This window comes from Pseudomonas sp. G166 (assembly GCF_037027455.2).
GTDB lineage: Bacteria > Pseudomonadota > Gammaproteobacteria > Pseudomonadales > Pseudomonadaceae > Aquipseudomonas.
The window spans coordinates 1059871-1080545 of the sequence record NZ_CP146985.1; the positions used below are offsets into that span (position 1 = coordinate 1059871).

The following is a 20675-nucleotide window of genomic DNA, read 5'->3' on the forward strand; positions in this document are numbered from 1 at the left end:
GAATTTATGCTATTTCTGATTTGCAGAAAAAGTAGAGCCAGGCGCTGTTTTTGTGGCGAGGGGAGCAAGCGCTCATGGAACAAATCACAACCCTGTGATTTTTAAGGCTGGAAATCGATCGTTCCCACGCTCCTGCGTGGGAATGTCGCCAGGGGCGCTCCGCGTTCCGCTTCTGAAAGGTGACGCAGAGCGTCACGGGATGCATTCCCACGCAGAGCGTGGGAACGATCAAAGACGGGCGCAAGGCCGCCCAAGAAGTAGCCGCAGTTACTGTTCTTCCTTGACCGCCACCGGTGCTGGCGGTGGGCGCAGGCCGATTTCAGCGGTGAGCTTGAGCTCCTTGCCATTGCGCATCACCTGGATGGTGACTTTGTCGGTGGGCTTGATCCGCGCCACCTGGTTCATCGAGCGGCGGCCATCGCCGGCCGGTTCGCCGTCGATGCTCAGGATCACGTCACCCAGTTGCAGGCCGGCCTTCTGCGCCGGGCCGTCGCGGAAAATCCCCGCTACGACGATCCCGGGCCGCCCGGACAAGCCGAAGGATTCGGCCAGTTCCTGGGTCAGCGGCTGGACCTCAATGCCCAACCAGCCACGAATCACCTGACCGTGCTCAATGATGGACTTCATCACTTCCATGGCCAGTTTCACTGGAATGGCGAAACCGATGCCCTGGCTGCCACCGGACTTGGAGAAGATCGCCGTGTTGATCCCGGTGAGGTTGCCGTTGGCATCCACCAGCGCACCGCCGGAGTTGCCAGGGTTGATCGCGGCATCGGTCTGGATGAAGTCTTCGTAGTTGTTCAGGCCCAGCTGGTTGCGCCCGGTGGCGCTGATGATGCCCATGGTCACGGTCTGGCCGACGCCGAACGGGTTGCCGATGGCCAGGGCGACGTCGCCGATGCGGATACTGTCGGAGCGGCCGATGGTGATGGCCGGCAGGTTCTTGAGGTCGATCTTCAGCACCGCGAGGTCGGTTTCCGGGTCGCTGCCGATCACGCGGGCCAGGGTTTCACGGCCATCCTTGAGGGCGACCACGATCTGGTCGGCACCGGCGGTGACGTGGTTGTTGGTCAACAAATAACCTTCGGGGCTCATGATCACGCCCGAACCCAGGCTCGACTCCATGCGTTTCTGCTTGGGCGAGTTGTCGCCGAAGAAACGCCGGAATTGCGGATCTTCGAACAGCGGGTGGCTGGGTTTGTTGATGACTTTGGTGGTGTACAGGTTGACCACCGCCGGTGCTGCGGTGGTCACGGCGTCGGCATAGGACACCGGCCCCTGTTGCACCGCCTTGGTTTGCGGCGCCTGCTGCAGGTTGACGTCCAGGCTCGGCAGGCCGACCCATTCCGGGTAGCGCTGGATAATCAGTAGAGCGACAAGCACGCCAGCCAACAGCGGCCAGCCGGAAAAACGCAGCGCCTTGAGCATTAAGCACGTCCTACAAAGGTTGCAGGCGGTATGAGACCGCCCATAATGACGCGCATTATACGAGGCCGCGCGTGCCTCTGAACGGGATATTTAGGAGTCTTTTCATGGCCGTAGCCCTGAACACCCTGGTCGAAGAAGCGGACCGCTACCTGGCAAGCAGCCGGATTGCAGATTATTGCCCCAATGGCCTGCAGGTCGAAGGCGCGCCCCAGGTGACGCGCATCGTCAGCGGCGTCACCGCCAGCCAGGCGTTGCTCGATGCCGCCGTGGAGGCCGGTGCCGACCTGATCCTGGTGCATCACGGCTACTTCTGGAAAGGCGAGAACCCCTGTGTCACGGGCATGAAGCAGCGTCGCCTGAAAACGTTACTCAAGCATGACATCAGCCTGCTGGCGTATCACTTGCCGCTGGATTTGCACGCTGAGGTAGGTAACAACGTGCAATTGGCCCGTCAGTTGGACATCACCGTCGAGGGGCCGCTGGATCCGGAAAATCCCAAGGTCGTCGGCCTGGTCGGTTCCCTGTCCGAACCGATGACGCCCCGGGATTTCGCCCGCAAGGTCCAGGAGGTCATGGGCCGCGAGCCGTTGTTGATCGAAGGCGAGCAGATGATCCGCCGGGTCGGCTGGTGCACCGGCGGTGGCCAGGGTTATATCGATCAGGCGGTGCTGGCCGGGGTTGACCTGTACCTCAGCGGCGAGGCGTCGGAGCAGACCTTCCACAGCGCCCGGGAAAACGGCATCAGCTTCATCGCCGCCGGGCACCATGCGACCGAACGCTATGGTGTGCAGGCGCTGGGCGAGTACCTGGCGCGACGCTTTGCTTTGGAACACATCTTTATCGATTGCCCGAATCCCATTTGATCACGTGTAATCCCCTGTGGGAGCGAGCTTGCTCGCGATAGCGGAGGGTCAGTCAACTTCAATGCCGACTGATACACTGCTATCGCGAGCAAGCTCGCTCCCACAAAAGTCTGTTGCAACGCCCGAACCACCAGGCATATCCATATGCTGTTTCGATCTAGTTGGCGCCCTGATTAGAAGAGGTCGCTGTGCTAGGATTCCCCGCTCGAACACGGCCCGCTGGCCGTTCATAAGAAAGTTTTCGTGAGTAGCCATGGTCGACAAACTGACGCATCTGAAACAGCTGGAGGCGGAAAGCATCCACATCATCCGCGAGGTGGCCGCCGAGTTCGATAACCCGGTGATGCTGTACTCCATCGGTAAAGACTCCGCCGTGATGCTGCACCTGGCACGCAAGGCGTTCTTCCCCGGCAAGCTGCCGTTTCCGGTGATGCACGTCGACACCCGCTGGAAATTCCAGGAAATGTACAAATTCCGCGACCGCATGGTCGAGGAGCTGGGCCTGGACCTGATCACTCACGTTAACCCGGATGGCGTGGCCCAGGGCATCAACCCGTTCACCCACGGCAGTGCCAAGCACACCGACATCATGAAGACCGAAGGCCTCAAGCAGGCCTTGGACAAATATGGTTTCGACGCTGCGTTCGGCGGTGCCCGTCGCGATGAAGAAAAGTCCCGTGCCAAGGAGCGCGTGTACTCGTTCCGCGACAGCAAGCACCGCTGGGACCCGAAGAACCAGCGCCCGGAGCTGTGGAACGTCTACAACGGCAAGGTCAACAAAGGCGAGTCGATTCGCGTGTTCCCGCTGTCGAACTGGACCGAGCTGGACATCTGGCAGTACATCTACCTCGAAGGCATCCCGATCGTGCCGCTGTACTTCGCCGCCGAGCGTGAAGTGATCGAGAAAAACGGCACGCTGATCATGATCGACGACGAGCGCATCCTCGAGCACCTGTCCGACGAAGAAAAAGCTCGCATCGTCAAAAAGAAAGTGCGTTTCCGTACCCTTGGCTGCTACCCGTTGACGGGCGCGGTGGAGTCCGAGGCTGAAAGCCTGACGGACATCATTCAGGAAATGCTCCTGACGCGAACTTCCGAGCGCCAGGGCCGGGTCATCGACCACGATGGCGCAGGCTCGATGGAAGATAAGAAACGTCAGGGTTATTTCTAAGGGGTTGTCATGTCGCACCAATCTGATTTGATCAGCGAGGACATCCTCGCCTACCTGGGCCAGCACGAGCGCAAAGAGCTGCTGCGTTTCCTGACCTGCGGTAACGTCGACGACGGCAAGAGCACCCTGATCGGGCGCCTGCTGCACGACTCCAAGATGATCTATGAAGATCACTTGGAAGCTATCACCCGCGATTCGAAAAAAGTCGGCACCACCGGTGACGACATCGACCTGGCGTTGCTGGTCGATGGCCTGCAGGCCGAGCGCGAGCAAGGCATCACCATCGATGTTGCGTACCGCTACTTCTCCACCGCCAAGCGCAAATTCATCATTGCCGATACGCCCGGCCATGAGCAGTACACCCGCAACATGGCCACCGGTGCGTCCACCTGTGACCTGGCGATCATCCTGGTAGATGCCCGCTACGGCGTGCAGACCCAGACCCGTCGCCACAGCTTCATTGCCTCGTTGCTGGGCATCAAGCACATCGTCGTGGCCATCAACAAGATGGACCTCAAGGACTTCGACCAGGGCGTGTTCGAGTCGATCAAGGCCGACTACCTGAAGTTCGCCGAAGGCTTGAAGATGAAGCCCACCAGCATGCACTTCGTGCCGATGTCTGCCCTCAAGGGCGACAACGTGGTGAACAAGTCCGAGCGCTCGCCGTGGTACACCGGCCAGTCGCTGATGGAAATCCTCGAGACCGTGGAAGTGGCGGGCGACCGTAACTTCACCGACCTGCGCTTCCCGGTGCAGTACGTCAACCGTCCGAACCTGAACTTCCGCGGTTTCGCCGGCACCCTCGCCAGCGGCATCGTGCACAAGGGCGACGAAGTGGTGGTGTTGCCGTCGGGCAAGAGCAGCCGCGTGAAATCCATCGTCACCTTCGAAGGCGAGCTGGAGCACGCCGGCCCTGGCCAAGCGGTGACGCTGACCATGGAAGACGAAATCGACATCTCCCGTGGCGACTTGCTGGTGCATGCCGACAACGTGCCGCCGGTGACCGACAGCTTCGAAGCGATGCTGGTGTGGATGGCCGAAGAGCCGATGCTGCCGGGCAAGAAATACGACATCAAGCGCGCCACCAGCTATGTGCCGGGCTCGATTGCCAGCATCGTCAACAAGGTCGATGTGAACACCCTGGAAGAAGGTCCTGCCAGCGCGTTGCAGCTCAACGAAATCGGCAAGGTGAAGATCGCCCTCGATGCACCGATCGCCCTGGACGGTTACGAGAGCAACCGCACCACTGGCGCGTTCATCATCATCGATCGGCTGACCAACGGTACGGTCGGCGCCGGCATGATCGTGGCCCAGCCGTTGGCCCATGGCAGCAGCACGCACCACGGAAAACTGGCCCATGTGTCGGTAGAAGAACGCGCCCAGCGCTTCGGCCAGCAACCGGCCACGGTGCTGTTCAGTGGCCTGTCGGGCGCGGGCAAAAGCACGCTGGCCTATGCGGTGGAACGCAAGTTGTTCGACATGGGCCGTGCGGTCTTCGTCCTCGATGGCCAGAACCTGCGCCATGACTTGAACAAAGGCCTGCCGCAGGACCGTGCCGGGCGTACCGAGAACTGGCGCCGTGCGGCCCACGTTGCCCGTCAGTTCAACGAAGCCGGCCTGCTGACCCTCGCCGCGTTCGTTGCGCCGAATGCCGAAGGACGTGAGCAGGCCAAGGACCTGATCGGTCGGGAGCGTCTGTTGACGGTCTACGTCCAGGCCTCGCCGACGGTGTGTGCCCAGCGTGATCCGCAAGGGCTGTATGCCGCTGCTGGCGACAACATTCCAGGCGAATCCTTCCCGTACGACGTGCCGCTGGATGCCGACCTGGTGATCGACACCCAGTCGCTGACGCTGGAAGAGAGCGTCAAGCAAGTGCTGGATCTGCTGCGCAAGCGTGGGGCGATCTAAGTAACGCCGCTGTAACTGAAAGCCCGCAGATGAGTGATCATCTGCGGGCTTTTTGGTGTCTGGAGGGACGCGATCGCGGGCAAGCTCGCTCCCACAGGGGATTGTCAGTGAACACAAGATTGGCGTTCACACCAATCCTGTGCGGGAGCGAGCTTGCTCGCGATGAGGCCAGGGCAACCACCTCAAGACTTGGCGGGATACTCGCGATGCATCTGCCCAAGCAACGCATCCTTGTCCTGCCACAACTGATTGATCCAGCCCTGGAACTCCAGGCGATACACACCATCCTGATCGTAGTTCTTGCCGATGAACTGCGGCGGGATCTGCAGTTCCTGGAAATGCACCACCACCTCGTCCACCTTGCCGCAGAGCAAATCCCAATACCCCGGACGTCCGCCCGGATAATGGATCGTCACGTTGATGATCGACTCCAGTTGCTCACCCATGGCATCGAGTACAAACGCGATGCCGCCGGCCTTGGGCTTGAGCAGGTAGCGAAACGGTGACTGCTGCTGGGCATGCTTGTCTTCGGTGAAACGCGTGCCTTCGACGAAGTTGAAGATGCCCACCGGGTTGTCGCGAAACTTCGCGCAGGTCTTGCGGGTGGTTTCCAGGTCCTTGCCTTTCTTTTCCGGGTGCTTTTCCAGGTACGCCTTGGAATAACGTTTCATGAACGGGAACCCCAGCGCCCACCAGGCCAGGCCGATCACCGGCACCCAGATCAACTCCTGCTTGAGGAAAAACTTCAATGGCCGGACGCGCCGGTTCAGCACGTACTGCAACACCATGATGTCGACCCAGCTCTGGTGGTTGCTGGTGACCAGGTACGAGTGCTGGTAGTCCAGGCCTTCCAGGCCGCTGAGGTGCCAGCGGGTATGGCGCAGCAGGTTCATCCAGGCTTTGTTGTTGCTGATCCAGGTTTCGTGGATGTGGCCCATCAGCCAGTCGGTGCAGCGCTGGGCGGCGGGGAAGGGCAGCAACAGTTTGAAAATCGCCACGATGAACAGCGGCGTGCAGCAGGCGATAGTGTTCAGTGCCAACAGCAGCGAGGCAATCACGCCGCGCAGTGGGGCAGGCAGGAAATCCAGCATTTAAATATCCAGGGGTCGGTTGGCGGCTTGGATCGCGGTCAGGGCGATGGTGTACACGATGTCGTCGACCTGGGCGCCGCGCGGCAAGTCGTTCACCGGTTTGCGCAGGCCTTGCAGCATCGGCCCGAGGCTGACGCAATCGGCGCTGCGTTGCACAGCCTTGTGGGTGGTGTTGCCGGTGTTCAGGTCCGGGAAGATGAATACCGTCGCCCGGCCAGCCACCTGACTGTTGGGCGCCAGTTGCCGCGCCACGGTTTCATTGGCGGCGGCGTCGTACTGCAGCGGGCCGTCGATCAGCAAGCCGTGTTGCGCCTCGTGGGCCAGCAAGGTGGCTTCGCGGACTTTCTCCACTTCCTCGCCACTGGCCGATTCGCCGCTGGAATAGCTGAGCATCGCCACCCGTGGGGTGATGCCGAACGCGGCGGCCGAGTCGGCGCTTTGCAGGGCGATCTCCGCCAGTTCCGCCGCACTGGGGTGCGGGTTCATCACGCAGTCGCCGTACACCAGCACTTCTTCGGGGAACAGCATGAAAAACACCGAGGACACCAGGGAGCAACCCGGCGCGGTCTTGATCAGTTGCAAGGCGGGGCGGATGGTGTTGGCGGTGGAGTGGATGACTCCGGACACGAGGCCGTCGACCTCGTCGAGCGCCAGCATCATGGTGCCGATCACCACGGTGTCTTCCAGTTGCTGCTCAGCCATCGGCGCGTTCAGGCTCTTGCTCTTGCGCAACCGCACCATGGGCTCGACGTAACGCTCGCGAATCGAGTCCGGGTCGAGAATCTCCAGCCCCGGCGGCAGTTCGATGCCTTGGGCACGGGCCACTGCTTCGACGTCGGCCGGTTTGGCCAGCAGCACACAGCGGGCGATGCCTCGGGCCTGGCAAATCGCGGCGGCCTGTACGGTCAGCGGTTCGCTGCCTTCAGGCAGCACGATGCGTTTGTTGGCGGCCTGGGCTCGCTGGATCAACTGATAGCGGAACACCGCCGGCGACAGGCGCATTTCCCGGGGTGTGCCACAGCGCTGGTGCAGCCACTTGGCGTCCAGGTGGCTGGCGACAAAGTCGGTGATGATCTCCGCGCGCTCGCGGTCGTCGATCGGGATTTCCTTGTTCAGGCTGTTGAGCAGGTTGGCGGTGTCATAAGAACCGGTGCTCACCGACAGCACCGGCAACCCGGCCTGCAAGGCGCCTCGGCACAGGTCCATGATACGTGGGTCGGGCAGGGTGTCGCTGGTCAGCAACAGGCCGGCCAGCGGCACGCCATTGATCGCGGCCAGGCTCACCGCGAGGATGATGTCGTCGCGATCGCCGGGGGTCACCACCAGTACGCCGGGTTTTAGCAATTCCACGGTGTTGCGCATGGTGCGCGCGCAAATGATGATGTTGCTCATGCGCCGGGTTTCGTAATCCCCGGCGTTGAGCACCTGCGCGCCCATCAGGTCGGCCACGTCGCGGGTGCGCGGGGCGTTGAGTTCGGGGCGGAAAGGGATGCAACCGAGCAGGCGGAAATCGCCGCTGCGCAACAGCGGCGAGTGTTCCTTGAGGCGTGCGGAAAACGCTTCCATGCTTTCGTCGGTACGGACCTTGTTCAGGATCACCCCGAGGACCTTCGGGTCCTTCGGTCCACCGAACAACTGGGCCTGCAATTCCACCCGGCCGGACAGCTCGGTCAGCACTTCGTTTTCCGGGGCCGACACCAGGATGACCTCGGCGTCCAGGCTCTTGGCCAGGTGCAGGTTGACCCGGGCGGCGTAACTGGCGTTGCGGGTCGGGACCATGCCCTCGACGACCAGCACGTCCTTGCCAATGGCGGCCTGTTGGTAAAGGGTGATGATTTCTTCCAGCAGTTCGTCGAGCTGGCCGTCGCCCAGCATGCGCTCGACGTGAGCCAGGCCCAGGGGTTGTGGCGGCTTGAGGCCGTGGGTCCGGGCCACCAGCTCAGTGGAGCGCTCCGGCCCGGTATCGCCGGGGTGGGGTTGGGCGATGGGTTTGAAAAAGCCGACTTTCAGCCCGGCCCGTTCGAGGGTACGCACCAGCCCGAGGCTGATGGAGGTCAGACCCACACCAAAATCGGTGGGCGCGATAAAAAAAGTTTGCATGCGGATTCTCTAAGGGTGCATGGCAAGGGCGAGGCTATAACTGCCGTCTACCGTCAATTCAGTCGCCAAGGTTATCGCTAACCGGGGCCTGTGCGCACCAGCCACAGTCAAAGGGCTGGCCTATTTTTTCAATGCGTTGCGCGGGGTCCAGCACCCAGGCACGGGACTGCCACGGTGGCTGGTGGCGCAGATGCTGGGTGTGGCCACAGGACAGCTCGGCCACCCAGTGTCCGTCTTCGTCCTGATGCAAACCCGTGACCGTCGGTCTGTTCGAGCAAGCCCGTTTGTCCGGGTTCCGTTCGCTTTCGGGCAAATCCTTGTTTAGACTTGTCCGTTCTTCATTCTTATGCAAAAGGTCTCGCCCCATGCTGATCGCCGCCAATAAGGCTGTCTCCATCGACTATACCCTGACCAACGACGCTGGTGAGGTCATCGACAGCTCTGCCGGCGGCGCTCCGCTGGTCTACCTGCATGGCGCAGGCAACATCATCCAGGGCTTGGAAAAAGCCTTGGAAGGTAAAACTGTCGGTGACGACTTGAACGTGACCGTTGAACCCGAAGACGCTTATGGCGAGTACTCCGCCGAACTGGTCAGCACCCTGAGCCGCAGCATGTTCGAAGGCGTGGATGAACTGGAAGTGGGCATGCAGTTCCACGCGTCGGCACCCGATGGCCAGATGCAGATCGTCACCATCCGCGATCTGGAAGGCGATGACGTTACCGTTGACGGTAACCACCCACTGGCCGGCCAGCGCTTGAACTTCAAAGTCAAGATCGTTGACATCCGCGACGCCAGCCAGGAAGAAATCGCTCATGGTCACGTCCATGGCGAAGGTGGCCATCACCACTGATTTCTGCGCTACGCTCAAGTGAACTGGAGAGGCGCCATACGGCGCCTTTTTAGTCGGTTGCTGTTAGCATCGTCCCAAGGCTGTTTCGAAAAGATATGCAAACCTGGAGTTCGTCATGAGTGCTTTTCACGACCTTAATCTGAAAGCCCTGGATGGTCAGGACCTTCCTCTGGCGCCTTTCAAGGGGCAAGTCGTGCTGGTGGTCAACGTCGCCTCCAAATGTGGCCTGACGCCGCAGTACGCTGCGTTGGAAAATCTCTACCAGCAATACAAGGCCAAAGGCTTCACCGTGCTGGGCCTGCCCTGCAATCAGTTCGCCGGGCAAGAACCGGGGACGGAGCAGGATATCCAAGCGTTCTGCAGCCTCAACTACGGCGTGTCATTTCCGCTGTCCAGCAAGCTGGAAGTGAACGGTCATGGCCGTCATCAGTTGTACCGCCTGCTGGCGGGTGAGGGCGCCGAGTTTCCCGGGGACATTACCTGGAACTTCGAAAAATTCCTGCTCGGCAAGGACGGTCGGGTGTTGGCGCGTTTTTCGCCACGCACGGCGCCTGATGATCCGGCCGTGATCCAGGCGATCGAAAAAGCGTTGGTCTGAAAGCCAGGCAGCAAACCCTGTAGCGAGGGGATGAATCACCTCGCCACAGGTCATGCGCCTGGCTTACGTTGGATTCAGCCCACCGAATGTCGATCATCTTGGCTACCTTCTGATCCTTGATCACCCAAATCAATAGTGCTACCCAGCACTGGGCATGCCACATATTATCGCCGTCATATCGACCTGCGACCTTGTCCCGTGGAGTGCCCCCATGCCTGCAAAAGCCTTGTTCAAACCCTTCCACCTCGGCACATTCGAGCTGCCGACCCGGGTGGTGATGGCGCCAATGACTCGTTCGTTTTCGCCCGGCGGCGTGCCCAATGCCAAGGTCGTCGAGTATTACCGTCGTCGCGCGGCGGCCGGGGTCGGCTTGATCATCACCGAGGGCACGACCGTTGGGCACAAGGCCTCCAATGGTTATCCGAACGTCCCGCATTTCTATGGCGATGCTGCGCTGGCCGGTTGGAAAAAAGTGGTGGATGCCGTGCACGCCGAAGGCGGCAAGATCGTTCCGCAGTTGTGGCATGTGGGCAACGTGCGACGCCTCGGCACCGAGCCGGATGCCAGCGTGCCGGGCTATGGTCCGACCGAAAAGCTCAAGGACGGTCAGGTGGTGGTCCACGGCATGACTCAGGCCGATATCGACGAGGTCATCGCCGCGTTCGCCCAGGCAGCGAAAGATGCCCAGAGCATCGGCATGGACGGTGTGGAAATTCATGGCGCCCACGGTTACCTGGTGGACCAATTCTTCTGGGAAGGCAGCAACCAGCGCACCGACGGCTACGGCGGTAGTCTGGCCAACCGTTCGCGCTTCGCGATCGAACTGATCCGTGCCGTGCGCGCAGCAGTAGGCGAGGGCTTTCCAATCATTTTCCGTTTCTCTCAATGGAAGCAGCAGGATTACACTGCGCGCCTGGTGCAAACCCCTGAAGCCTTGGGCGAGTTTCTCAAGCCGCTGTCCGAAGCCGGCGTGGATATTTTCCACTGCTCGACACGGCGCTTCTGGGAGCCGGAGTTCGAAGGCTCCGAGCTGAACCTGGCCGGCTGGACCCGCAAACTCACCGGCAAGCCCACCATCACCGTCGGCAGCGTCGGCCTGGATGGCGAGTTCCTGCAGTTCATGGTCAACACTGATAAAGTCGCGCAACCGGCCAGCCTGGAGAAACTGCTGGAGCGCCTGAACAATGATGAGTTCGACCTGGTGGCGGTGGGGCGTGCACTGCTGGTGGATCCGGACTGGGCGCAAAAAGTGCGTGAAGGCCGGGAACAGGAGATCTTGCCGTTCAGTCGTGAGGCGTTGATGACGTTGGTCTAAGCGATACCTGAACGGACGCTATCGCGAGCAGGCTCGCTCCCACAGTGGTTCTGGGTTGAACACAAGATATGTGTCCGCCGGAGATCGAATGTGGGAGCGAGCCTGCTCGCGATGGCGATCTAAAAAACACTGAACAACTCAGGGCACGGTCGGCGCAGCAGGCATCACCTGTTCACCCACACAAACCCCGCGCAACTGCGCCTCGAATTGCTCGATCACTGACGCCCAGCCCTGGCGGCTGGCATGTTGGCGGGCGTTGAGCCGCACGCAACGCAACGCCTCGCGCTCCTCCAGCAGCCAACGGGCTGCATCGCAGAACGCTTCCTCGTCCCCTGGCATCGCCAGCACGCCGTTGTAACCATGGCGGATGTGCTGCGCCGCCGCGGCTTGATCGTAGGCCACCACGGCCAGTCCGGATGCCAGCGCCTCCAATACGACATTGCCGAAGGTCTCGGTCAGGCTCGGAAAGACAAACACATCCCCTGACGCATAGTGGCTGGCCAGCGCTTCGCCGCGCTGGGCCCCACAAAAGATCGCACCGGGCAGTTGCTGTTCCAGCACGACGCGTTGCGGGCCGTCACCGACCACCACCAATTTCATCCGCCGCTGTGGGAAAGCGCTGCACAGCGTGTCGAAACTGCGCTTGAGTAGCCCGAGGTTTTTCTCCTGGGCCAGACGCCCGACATGGATTACCGCGATGTCGTCATCGCCCAGGCCCCAGGCCTCACGCAGGCTTGCCGAGCGTTTGACCGGATGAAACAGCTGACTGTCCACGCCGCGCGACAACAGCGCTACGCGTTCGAAATGGCGCCGTTCCAGTTCCAGGCGCTGGCTGAGGCTGGGTACCAGGGTCAGGGTGGAGCGGTTGTGAAACCAGCGCAGGTAATGGGTGAGCACACGACTTAACAATCCAAAGCCGTATTGCTGGGTGTATTGCTGGAAATTGGTGTGGAAGCCGCTGACCACCGAGATGCCCAGGCGCCGTGCCGCGCGCAACGCCGATAAACCCAGCGGGCCTTCCGTGGCGATGTACAGCACATCTGGACGATGACGTTTCCAGCGCCGCAACAGTTTGTGCACCGAAGCCTGGCCCCACTGCAAGCCCGGATACCCCGGCAGCGGCCAGCCCCGGCACAACAACTGATCGTCGCTGGCCTGGCGTGGATCGCCGGCCTGGCGCGGACGTATCAGTTCCACTTGGTGTCCGCGTGCGCGCAGGCCGTCGTACAGGCGGCCCAGGGTATTGGCCACACCGTTGATTTCGGGCGCGAAGGTCTCGGTGACGAGCGTGATGTGCAGGTGTGTGGTCATGACCCCAGTGTCGACCGGGGCCATTTCGTCATTGTGACGCGAGGATGATGGATTTGTGACCGCTTCAGCCCTGACGGGCCAACGCGGTCTCGGCGCCTTGCTCGCGCACCCAGAACAAGGTCGCCCCGGCCACTGCCGCCGGCATCATCAGGATGTTGACCACCGGGATCAGCAGCACCAGGTACACGCTGCCGCCAAAGCCCAGGCTCTGCCAGCGTTTCTCCCGCAGCCAGGCGAGCATTTCGTTCCAGCCCAGCTTGTGGTTGTCCGCCGGATAGTCGATGTACTGGATCGCCATCATCCACACGCCGAACAACAACCACAGCGGTGCGGCGACGATATTGATCACGGGGATGAATGACAGCACGAAAAGCCCCAAGGCACGGGGCAGGAAATAGCCGAGCTTGCGCGCCTCCCGGGACAATGTACGGGGGATCATGGCGACCAGTTCGCCCCAACTGAAGTCCGGAAAGTCGTCGGTGCCACGGATGACCACTTCGACTTTCTCCGCGAGAAAGCCGTTGAATGGCGCGGCGATGATGTTGGCGAGCATGGTGAAGGTGAAAAACACCATCAGTACCACGAGCACCACGAACAGCGGCCAGAGGACGTAGCTGAGGAAGCTCAGCCAATCCGGCAGTGACGGCATCAGTGTGTCGACCCACAGGCTGAATTGATGGCCGGCCAGGTAGATCAACCCGACGAACAGCACCAGGTTGATTGCCAGCGGCAAGAGTACGAACAAACGCAGGCCCGGGCTCAGGACCAGCTTGAGGCCCTCGCGCAAATATTGCGGGCCGGACAGGACGGGGGCGGGCATGACAAGCTCCAAGCGAAGGTGAACGCGCCGACCTTACCGGCTTTGCCCTGTGTGGGAAAGCGGCGACATGGCGTGTAACAAAGGTTTATGGAAAGGGGTGCCCTATTGAACGGTCGTCTGCGGATAGAGCTCACCTATGAGCTGGATTGTTAATCCGTATTTCCTTAATCTTCCCACCCTCGATACGCTGCACCCATTCTTTTTCAGGACTGTCGAACCCAAGCCTTCCCCAAGTGCATCAACGGTCCTTTTTTATTTGCGCCGCTCACCCCGGCGTTCCGGCCCGCAAGGTCCGGTCAACAGGAGCAGGTCATGTCTGAAGTGCGTCATTCGCGAGTGATTATTCTCGGTTCCGGCCCTGCCGGTTACAGCGCTGCGGTGTATGCGGCCCGTGCCAACCTCAAGCCACTGCTGATCACCGGCATGCAGGCCGGCGGTCAATTGACCACCACCACTGAAGTCGACAACTGGCCGGGCGACGTTCACGGCCTGACCGGCCCGGCGTTGATGGAGCGTATGAAAGAACACGCCGAGCGCTTCGAGACCGAAATCGTTTTCGACCACATCAATGCCGTGGATTTCGCCGCCAAGCCGTACACCCTGACTGGCGACAGCGCGACCTACACCTGCGATGCCCTGATCATCGCCACCGGCGCCAGCGCTCGTTACCTGGGCCTGCCGTCGGAAGAAACCTTCATGGGTAAAGGCGTTTCCGCCTGCGCCACCTGCGACGGTTTCTTCTACCGCAACAAGCCAGTGGCCGTGGTTGGTGGTGGTAACACCGCCGTCGAGGAAGCCCTGTACCTGGCCAACATCGCCAGCACGGTCACCCTGATCCACCGCCGCGAAACCTTCCGCGCCGAGAAGATCCTGATCGACAAGCTCAATGCCCGTGTCGCCGAAGGCAAGATCATCCTCAAGCTCAACGCGACCCTGGACGAAGTGCTGGGCGATAACATGGGCGTGACCGGTGCCCGCCTGAAAAACAACGACGGCAGCTTCGATGAGATCAAGGTCGACGGCGTATTCATCGCCATCGGCCACACCCCGAACACCTCGTTGTTCGAAGGCCAGCTGGAGCTCAAGGACGGCTACCTGGTGGTCAAGGGCGGCCGCGACGGTAACGCCACCGCCACCAGCGTCGAAGGCATCTTCGCTGCTGGTGACGTGGCCGACCACGTCTACCGCCAAGCCATCACCTCCGCCGGCGCCGGTTGCATGGCAGCCCTGGATACCGAGCGTTACCTGGACGGCCTGCAGAACGCTTCGTTCTGATCCGTCAGGCATGAAAAAACCGGCTTCGGCCGGTTTTTTCATGCCTGGATTCTGTCGGTGCCCCCTGTGGGAGCGAGCTTGCTCGCGATGGCGCCAGGTCAGTCGACATCGATGTTGACTGATACACCGTCATCGCGAGCAAGCTCGCTCCCTCAGGTTTTTTGTGTGGTCAGAAACACCGCATTTCAGGCGAGCTTCGCCAGGCATGTTTCCAGAATATCCAACCCTTCCTCCAACACCACCGCCTCGGTCGTCAACGGTGCCAGCAGCCGGATGATGTGCCGCGATTTACCGCTGGGCATCAGCAGCAAGCCCGACTCTCGCGCCAGGGCCAGCAGTTGCGTCAGTTGCGCCGATGCCGGGCTGCCGTCGGCGTGGGCCAGTTCGAGGCCGCGCATGGCGCCGACGCCGGTCAGGCGGCCCAGGTATGGCGTCAGGCCACGGCTGCGCCAGGATTCGTAGCGGCTGACGATCGCTTCTTCCTGTTGCGTGCCCCAGGCTTGCAGGTTCGCGTCGCTCATTTCGTCCAGGGTTGCCAGTGCGGCGGCGCAGGCGATGGGGTTGCCGGAATAGGTGCCGCCCAGTCCACCCTTGGGCAGGTTGTCCAGCAGCGCCTTGCGCCCCACTACTGCGCCGAGGGGCACACCGCCGGCGATGCTTTTGCCCAGCAGAATCAGGTCGGGCTCAATGCCCAGTCGCGAGAACGCAAAACGCTTGCCGGTGCGGCCGAAGCCGGACTGGATTTCATCGATGATCAGCACAATGCCTTTGTCATCGCAAAACTGCCGCAGGGCTTGGGCGAAAGGCACATCCATCGCCAGGAAACCGGCTTCGCCCTGCACCGGCTCGACGATGAAACAAGCGACGTCGTTCACGTCGATCTCGACGCTGAACAGCCGCTCCATGGCCTTCAAGGCCTCTGCGCAGGTGACGCCGTTGTCCTGGCTAGGGTAGGGCAGGTGATACACCGGTCCAGGCAGTACGCCGACTTTCTGCTTGTAGGGCGCGACCTTGCCGTTGAGATTGAGAGTGGCCAGGGTGCGGCCGTGGAACCCTCCATCAAACGCGATGACGGCGGTGCGGCCCGTGGCGCCGCGTACGATCTTCAAGGCGTTCTCCGCCGCCTCGGCGCCGCTGTTGGTGAGCATGCCACTGACCGGGTAATCCACCGGGACAAACGCCGTCAGGCGCTCCATCAGTTCAATGTAGGGGGCGTGGGGCGCGGCATTGAACGCGTAGTGGGTCAGTCGGGTGGCTTGTGCGCGGATCGCCTCGACGATGCGTGGATGGCAATGGCCGAGGTTCAACACGCCGATGCCGCCGACGAAATCGATGTAGCGCTTGCCGTCGGTGTCCCAGACCTCGGCGTTTTTGCCGTGGCTGAGGCTGACGGGATGCACGATGGAAATCGATTGGCTGATGGTTTCGCTGCTCATGGATGACGGCTCGGAGGAAGGAAAGATTTCCTGTATCTAAGCCGCGAGCAGAGGGGCCCGGCAAACGAAATAAAGTTGCCGGGTCAATCTTAAAAGTCGGGATGTGGGTAGGTGTTGGTCAGCAAGGATGAATGCGGCCCTTGTGGCGCGGGCATAAACCCCCTCACCACAAAAAGCCGGGCTCAGATCAGCGCCGTTGCAATGGCTGCGCGTCGAACTTCACACCCGCCAACCCATGGCCCATCAACGCCCGGATATTGCCGTGATCACTGCCCTCGGGCGTGGCCAGTACCGAACGATAGTGTTCGCCAAACGCCAGCAGCGCCTCTTCATCGCTCAAGCCCTCGAGCAGGGCCAGGCCCAGGGTCTTGCAGGAGCCTTCGTTCTGCCCGGCGGCGTTGTGCACGCCACCGTTGTCGAATGCTTGGGGCTGGTAGTCGTAACCGGCGGTGATAAAGGCCAGGGTGTCGGCGAAGACGTGTTCGCCACTCTTGAGACTGGCGCGCAGGGTGTTCAGGTCAGGCATCGGGTTTTCCTTTGGCGAACGCCGCTTGCTGTTCGGCGCTGGCTTCTTTTTGGTATTGGGCTTTCCACTCGGCGTACGGCATGCCGTAGACCACTTCGCGAGCGTCGTCGAGGCTGACCTCGATCTGGCGTTCATCGGCGGCGGCCTTGTACCACTTGGACAGGCAGTTGCGGCAGAAACCGGCGAGGTTCATCAGGTCGATGTTCTGTACATCCTTGCGGCTGTCCAGGTGGGCAACCAATCGGCGGAAAGCGGCGGCTTCAAGCTCGAGGCGTTGTTGATCGTTCATGGTGTTCTCTGGCGAACAGCTTCAAGCGGCGTGCTTCAAGCTGCGGGATGGATTGCTGTGGTGACAAGCTTACCGCTTGAGGCCTGCGGCTGAAAACGTGCAGCTCAGCGGCTCGCCGCAAGGGTGATCGACACCGACTCGGCAAATCGCAGTGCGTGGGGCTTGTCGACTTCGACCTCGGCATACAGCACCGACTCGTTGGCCATGACCAGGTCGAGCAATTCCTGGGTCAGGCGTTCGAGCAGCGCGAAACGGTTACCTTCCACATGGGCGATGATCGCCTTGGTGATAGTGCGATAGTTCAGCGCGTGGTCGATGTCGTTGTCACGCACCGCTTCCTGGGCGGCGTAGAGGATAGTCAGGTTGATCAGCACATCCTGCTTGTTGAGGATTTCATCCTCGTTGATACCGATGAAGGTGCGCAGGCGCAGGTCCTTGACCTTGATGCGCGCCATGGCGGGCTGAAGTTGTGGCATTTATTGGCTCCGTCGAATCAATTGCAGGAACTCCTGGCGGGTGGTGCTGGACTCGCGAAAGGCGCCGAGCATCACCGAGGTGTTCATGGTCGAGTTCTGTTTTTCGACACCGCGCATCATCATGCACATGTGCTGGGCTTCGATCACCACCGCCACGCCAGCGGCCTGGGTGACCTGCTGCACCGCGTCGGCGATTTGCCGGGTGAGGTTTTCCTGGATTTGCAGGCGGCGGGCGAACATGTCCACCAACCGGGCAATTTTCGACAACCCCAGGACCTTGCCCGTAGGAATATAAGCCACATGGGCCTTGCCGATGAAGGGCAGCAGGTGATGTTCGCACAGGGAATAAAGTTCGATGTCGGCGACAATCACCATTTCATCGCTGTCCGAGGCGAACAGGGCGCCATTGACGATCTGCTCGACGCTCTGTTCATAGCCGTGGCAAAGGTACTGCATGGCCTTGGCCGCGCGCACCGGGGTGTCCAGCAAGCCTTCGCGTTCCGGGTCTTCGCCCAGGCCGATGAGGATCTCGCGATAGTTCTGGGGCAGGGATAACGCCATGGGGCATCCTCGAAACAAGGCTATTTGACGTGCCGCCCGCCGTTGACGGTCAGGGTCGTGCCGGTGACATAGGGATTGTCCAGCAGATAACGCAGGCTCTGGTAGATCACTTCGCTGCCGGGTTCGATACCCAGCGCCGACTTGGCCAGGGCCTTGGCACGGTAAGCCGCGTCGTCTTCGGGATTGAACAGTAGCAGGGCCGGGGCGATACCGTTGACCTTGATGGCCGGCGCGTACTTCGCCGCAAACGACAGGGTCAGGCTTTCGAGACCGGCCTTGGTGGCGCAATAGGCGATGTGTTTGCTGCTGCCTTTGCGTGTCACATCATCGCTGATGTGCACGATATCCGCCGGGGTTGAACGTTGCAGCAGCTCGGCGCAATGCAGGTTGATCAGGTAAGGCGCGAGCATATGCACGCCGAACATGGCATTGAAAGCGTCCGCTTCGTCGCCCGGGGCTTCGGCCAGCCACGCCGAGGCGTTGTGCACGATGGCCCGCAGGCGTTGGGTGTGCTGCTTGAGCTGTTCGATAAAACTCAGGATCCCGGCTTCGCTGGATAACTCGGCGAACAGCACGGTCGCCCCCATGTCACGCAGCGTCTGCACGCCCGGGCGTTCGGTGCGGTAAGTGGCGATCACCGGTTGGCCGTCTTCGAGCAATCGCCGGGCGCAATGCAGGCCGACGCGCTGGGCGGCGCCAGTGATCAGGATCGGAGCGGTGGCGCTGGACATAGGGCGGCTCGGTTCACGGCAAGAGCGAAACTATAACAGCGACGCGGGGCGGGTCCTATGTACAAAGGTGAATCCAGTGCTGTCTTGTGGGAGCGAGCTTGCTCGCGATAGCTGTGTGACCGTCAGCGAAGATATTGAAGGTCAGGCCGCTATCGTGAGCAAGCTCGCTTCCACAGTGGCGGCATCAGTGATTCTGAGCCGCCGGCAACGTCCGCTGTGGCGCGCCGTTGAGCCAGTTCGCCAGCAGATGGGTCGACATCGGGATAAACAGGTAGACCATCAGCGGCGTCAGGATCAGCGTGCTGATGAACACGCGGCTCAACAAGCCCAGTTCGCCCAGCAGTGGCCCCAACAGGAAATTGAACAACAGCGACACGGGAAAAAACGCGAGCCATATGGCCACGGCTTGTTTCCAGCGCGGCGGACGCTGGCCAACGGTGCCAAACCAACCATCGATACCACGCACCCGGTGTTCGGAGGGGTGGGCGAACAGATCGCTGCCACGTCCCAGCCAGGCCGTGCGTGAGGCGGAATGTTCCCAGGTGTGCAGGGTCTGCTCGTCGGCGAAGCGGAAAATGATCTGGAACTCATCGTCCTGAGGCGGTGGTGCAAGTACACCGGAGCCCAGGTAGCCAGGAAAGTCAGTGGCCAATCGTTCGCCTTCACGCAACCAGGCGATCAGGTCCTGATAGCGTCCATTGGCGACGCGGCGGGCAACCATCAGGGTGACGGGTGAGGTAGACATCATGCATCTCCGTAAGACAGGCGCGGCACTCCGGGTAGGAGGTTCGCGGGGGACGCCCCGGGGTGGTGGGTAGCGTCTGGTCACCAAAAAACAGGCAAGGATTATTCCTGATCGAACGAAATACAACAAAACTGCATATCGGTAATGTTTCTTGTTGTCATCATATGACTCGGAGGGAGTAAACTGGGATCCAATTTGCCAGCCGGACTTGTCTGCCAAAATGAGCGTAATCACAGAAGATAACTTCGTTTTCCAGGCGTCGGGTGCCTTCAAGCGGGAGGATTTGTTCCCCATCCGCGAAGTGGCGCGCTTGACCGGTGTTAACCCGGTGACCCTGCGCGCATGGGAGCGTCGCTACGGTCTGATCCAGCCCACCCGCACCGAAAGCGGGCATCGCCTGTATTCCTTGGGCGATATCGAAAAGGTACGTAGCATCCTGGCCTGGATCGAGCGCGGGGTGGCTGTCAGCAAAGTGGGAAAGATCCTGGCGAAGACCGAGTCGGTGCAGCCGGTCTCTGTATTGATTTCATCGGAGCTGATAAGAGCCGACTACGCCCAGTGGCAACAACAGGTGGCGAACGCGGTTGGCAACTTTGACGATATAGAGCTGGATCGCATCTACGGACAGATTTTTTCCACCTACGCGGTCCCGATCATCTTCCAGGACATCCTGATGCCGCTCTGGCGACAACTGCTGCAACGCCAGCAGGAGTTCGGGCAAACCAGCGAATGGGTGTTCTTTGATGGTTTCCTGCGTTCGCGCATCATCCAACGACTCTTGTTCAAGCGCGAGGGCCATTCCCGACGAGTCCTGGTCAGCGCCATCTCTGGTCAATGTCGCGAACTCGAGTTGCTGCTCACGGCGCTGTTCTTGTCCAAGGCGGAAATCGGCGTCAGGGTACTGACGATCGGCCTACCGTTCGACGAGCTGACCCTGGTGTGCCAGAAGGTCCAGCCTTTGGCGCTGGTGCTGGTGTCCAATCATGCACCGGTTCCCGAGCTGCCCAAGCGCCTGGAAAAACTGGCCCTGAGCCTGGATTGTCCGTTGATGTTGGCCGGCGATGCGTCCGACCTGGCGCAGGACTGCCTGGCTGGATCGTCGATCGCATGTCTGGGCAATGAGGGGACCGTGATGCCCAAGCGCCTGCGTCAATTTCTGTCAGGCAACCTGGACACCTGA

The 20675-nt window shown here is 61.0% G+C and carries 21 protein-coding genes; 8 read left to right on the top strand and 13 right to left on the bottom strand.

Annotated elements, in window-relative coordinates; translation table 11 throughout:
* Positions 1–267 precede the first annotated feature (267 nt).
* On the bottom strand, positions 268–1428 hold the full coding sequence (algW, locus tag SGN16_RS04580) for a Do family serine endopeptidase AlgW (protein ID WP_210642870.1): 1161 nt from the start codon (positions 1426–1428) through the stop codon (positions 268–270).
* A 104-nt stretch (positions 1429–1532) separates the two neighbouring features.
* Between algW and SGN16_RS04585 the strand changes: the two genes are divergently transcribed.
* The 3 genes from SGN16_RS04585 (at position 1533) to cysN (ending at position 5370) form a co-directional block, all read left to right on the top strand.
* On the top strand, positions 1533–2291 hold the full coding sequence (locus tag SGN16_RS04585) for a Nif3-like dinuclear metal center hexameric protein (protein WP_335945646.1): 759 nt from the start codon (positions 1533–1535) through the stop codon (positions 2289–2291).
* Positions 2292–2544: 253 nt separating this feature from the next.
* Complete coding sequence (cysD, locus tag SGN16_RS04590; protein ID WP_092329398.1) at positions 2545–3462, top strand: sulfate adenylyltransferase subunit CysD; 918 nt, start codon at positions 2545–2547, stop codon at positions 3460–3462.
* Between the two features lie 9 nt (positions 3463–3471).
* On the top strand, positions 3472–5370 hold the full coding sequence (gene cysN, locus SGN16_RS04595; protein ID WP_135843723.1) for a sulfate adenylyltransferase subunit CysN: 1899 nt from the start codon (positions 3472–3474) through the stop codon (positions 5368–5370).
* Between the two features lie 182 nt (positions 5371–5552).
* On the opposite strand, the gene SGN16_RS04600 is transcribed toward cysN, so the two are convergent.
* Genes SGN16_RS04600 through SGN16_RS04610 form a run of 3 tightly spaced genes read right to left on the bottom strand, consistent with a single transcriptional unit; the run spans position 5553 to position 8958 of the window.
* Entirely contained in the window at positions 5553–6461 is a 909-nt protein-coding gene (locus SGN16_RS04600) for an acyltransferase (RefSeq protein WP_335943364.1), read from the bottom strand.
* On the bottom strand, positions 6462–8561 hold the full coding sequence (pta, locus tag SGN16_RS04605; RefSeq protein WP_210642873.1) for a phosphate acetyltransferase: 2100 nt from the start codon (positions 8559–8561) through the stop codon (positions 6462–6464).
* A 58-nt stretch (positions 8562–8619) separates the two neighbouring features.
* Positions 8620–8958, bottom strand: a complete 339-nt coding sequence (locus SGN16_RS04610; RefSeq protein WP_210642874.1) for a DUF3565 domain-containing protein — start codon at positions 8956–8958, stop codon at positions 8620–8622.
* Between SGN16_RS04610 and SGN16_RS04615 the strand changes: the two genes are divergently transcribed.
* The 3 genes from SGN16_RS04615 to SGN16_RS04625 all read left to right on the top strand — a co-directional run bounded on the left by SGN16_RS04615 (position 8927) and on the right by SGN16_RS04625 (position 11325).
* Positions 8927–9412, top strand: a complete 486-nt coding sequence (locus SGN16_RS04615; protein WP_003205467.1) for a peptidylprolyl isomerase — start codon at positions 8927–8929, stop codon at positions 9410–9412. The genes SGN16_RS04610 and SGN16_RS04615 overlap by 32 nt on opposite strands.
* A gap of 115 nt (positions 9413–9527) precedes the next feature.
* On the top strand, positions 9528–10010 hold the full coding sequence (locus SGN16_RS04620) for a glutathione peroxidase (RefSeq protein WP_210642875.1): 483 nt from the start codon (positions 9528–9530) through the stop codon (positions 10008–10010).
* Between the two features lie 211 nt (positions 10011–10221).
* Positions 10222–11325 (top strand): NADH:flavin oxidoreductase, encoded by a 1104-nt coding sequence (locus SGN16_RS04625; protein WP_335943365.1) that lies wholly within the window; start codon positions 10222–10224, stop codon positions 11323–11325.
* 138 nt (positions 11326–11463) lie between these two features.
* Here the strand turns inward: SGN16_RS04625 and SGN16_RS04630 are convergent, their stop codons facing one another.
* Together SGN16_RS04630 and cysZ are read right to left on the bottom strand one after the other, a co-directional pair.
* Positions 11464–12660 (bottom strand): glycosyltransferase family 1 protein, encoded by a 1197-nt coding sequence (locus SGN16_RS04630; protein WP_210642877.1) that lies wholly within the window; start codon positions 12658–12660, stop codon positions 11464–11466.
* A 40-nt stretch (positions 12661–12700) separates the two neighbouring features.
* Positions 12701–13456, bottom strand: coding sequence for a sulfate transporter CysZ (cysZ, locus tag SGN16_RS04635; protein WP_210642878.1), 756 nt, complete (start codon positions 13454–13456; stop codon positions 12701–12703).
* A gap of 312 nt (positions 13457–13768) precedes the next feature.
* Here cysZ and trxB point away from each other — a divergent pair, with 312 nt between their 5' ends.
* Positions 13769–14731, top strand: coding sequence for a thioredoxin-disulfide reductase (trxB, locus tag SGN16_RS04640; RefSeq protein ID WP_030139882.1), 963 nt, complete (start codon positions 13769–13771; stop codon positions 14729–14731).
* Between the two features lie 185 nt (positions 14732–14916).
* Here trxB and SGN16_RS04645 read toward each other — a convergent pair whose 3' ends face one another.
* The 7 genes from SGN16_RS04645 to SGN16_RS04675 form a co-directional block, all read right to left on the bottom strand.
* Positions 14917–16167: an aspartate aminotransferase family protein gene (locus tag SGN16_RS04645; protein ID WP_210642879.1), complete on the bottom strand. Its 1251-nt coding sequence runs from the start codon at positions 16165–16167 to the stop codon at positions 14917–14919.
* 187 nt (positions 16168–16354) lie between these two features.
* Positions 16355–16693, bottom strand: a complete 339-nt coding sequence (locus SGN16_RS04650) for a HopJ type III effector protein (protein WP_335943366.1) — start codon at positions 16691–16693, stop codon at positions 16355–16357.
* Positions 16686–16982, bottom strand: a complete 297-nt coding sequence (locus SGN16_RS04655; RefSeq protein ID WP_063324421.1) for a DUF1244 domain-containing protein — start codon at positions 16980–16982, stop codon at positions 16686–16688. Before SGN16_RS04655 ends, SGN16_RS04650 begins: the two co-directional genes overlap by 8 nt.
* Before the next feature lie 104 nt (positions 16983–17086).
* Positions 17087–17458, bottom strand: coding sequence for a dihydroneopterin triphosphate 2'-epimerase (gene folX / locus SGN16_RS04660; protein ID WP_003178065.1), 372 nt, complete (start codon positions 17456–17458; stop codon positions 17087–17089).
* Positions 17459–18019, bottom strand: coding sequence for a GTP cyclohydrolase I FolE (gene folE / locus SGN16_RS04665; RefSeq protein ID WP_210642881.1), 561 nt, complete (start codon positions 18017–18019; stop codon positions 17459–17461). It lies immediately after the preceding gene.
* A gap of 20 nt (positions 18020–18039) precedes the next feature.
* The gene (gene folM, locus SGN16_RS04670; protein WP_210642882.1) at positions 18040–18750 is read right to left on the bottom strand and encodes a dihydromonapterin reductase; all 711 of its coding nucleotides are present in this window, start codon (positions 18748–18750) and stop codon (positions 18040–18042) included.
* Between the two features lie 184 nt (positions 18751–18934).
* Positions 18935–19495: an antibiotic biosynthesis monooxygenase gene (locus SGN16_RS04675; protein WP_210642883.1), complete on the bottom strand. Its 561-nt coding sequence runs from the start codon at positions 19493–19495 to the stop codon at positions 18935–18937.
* Positions 19496–19715: 220 nt separating this feature from the next.
* On the opposite strand from SGN16_RS04675, the gene SGN16_RS04680 reads away from it, so the two are divergent.
* Complete coding sequence (locus SGN16_RS04680; protein ID WP_335943367.1) at positions 19716–20675, top strand: MerR family transcriptional regulator; 960 nt, start codon at positions 19716–19718, stop codon at positions 20673–20675.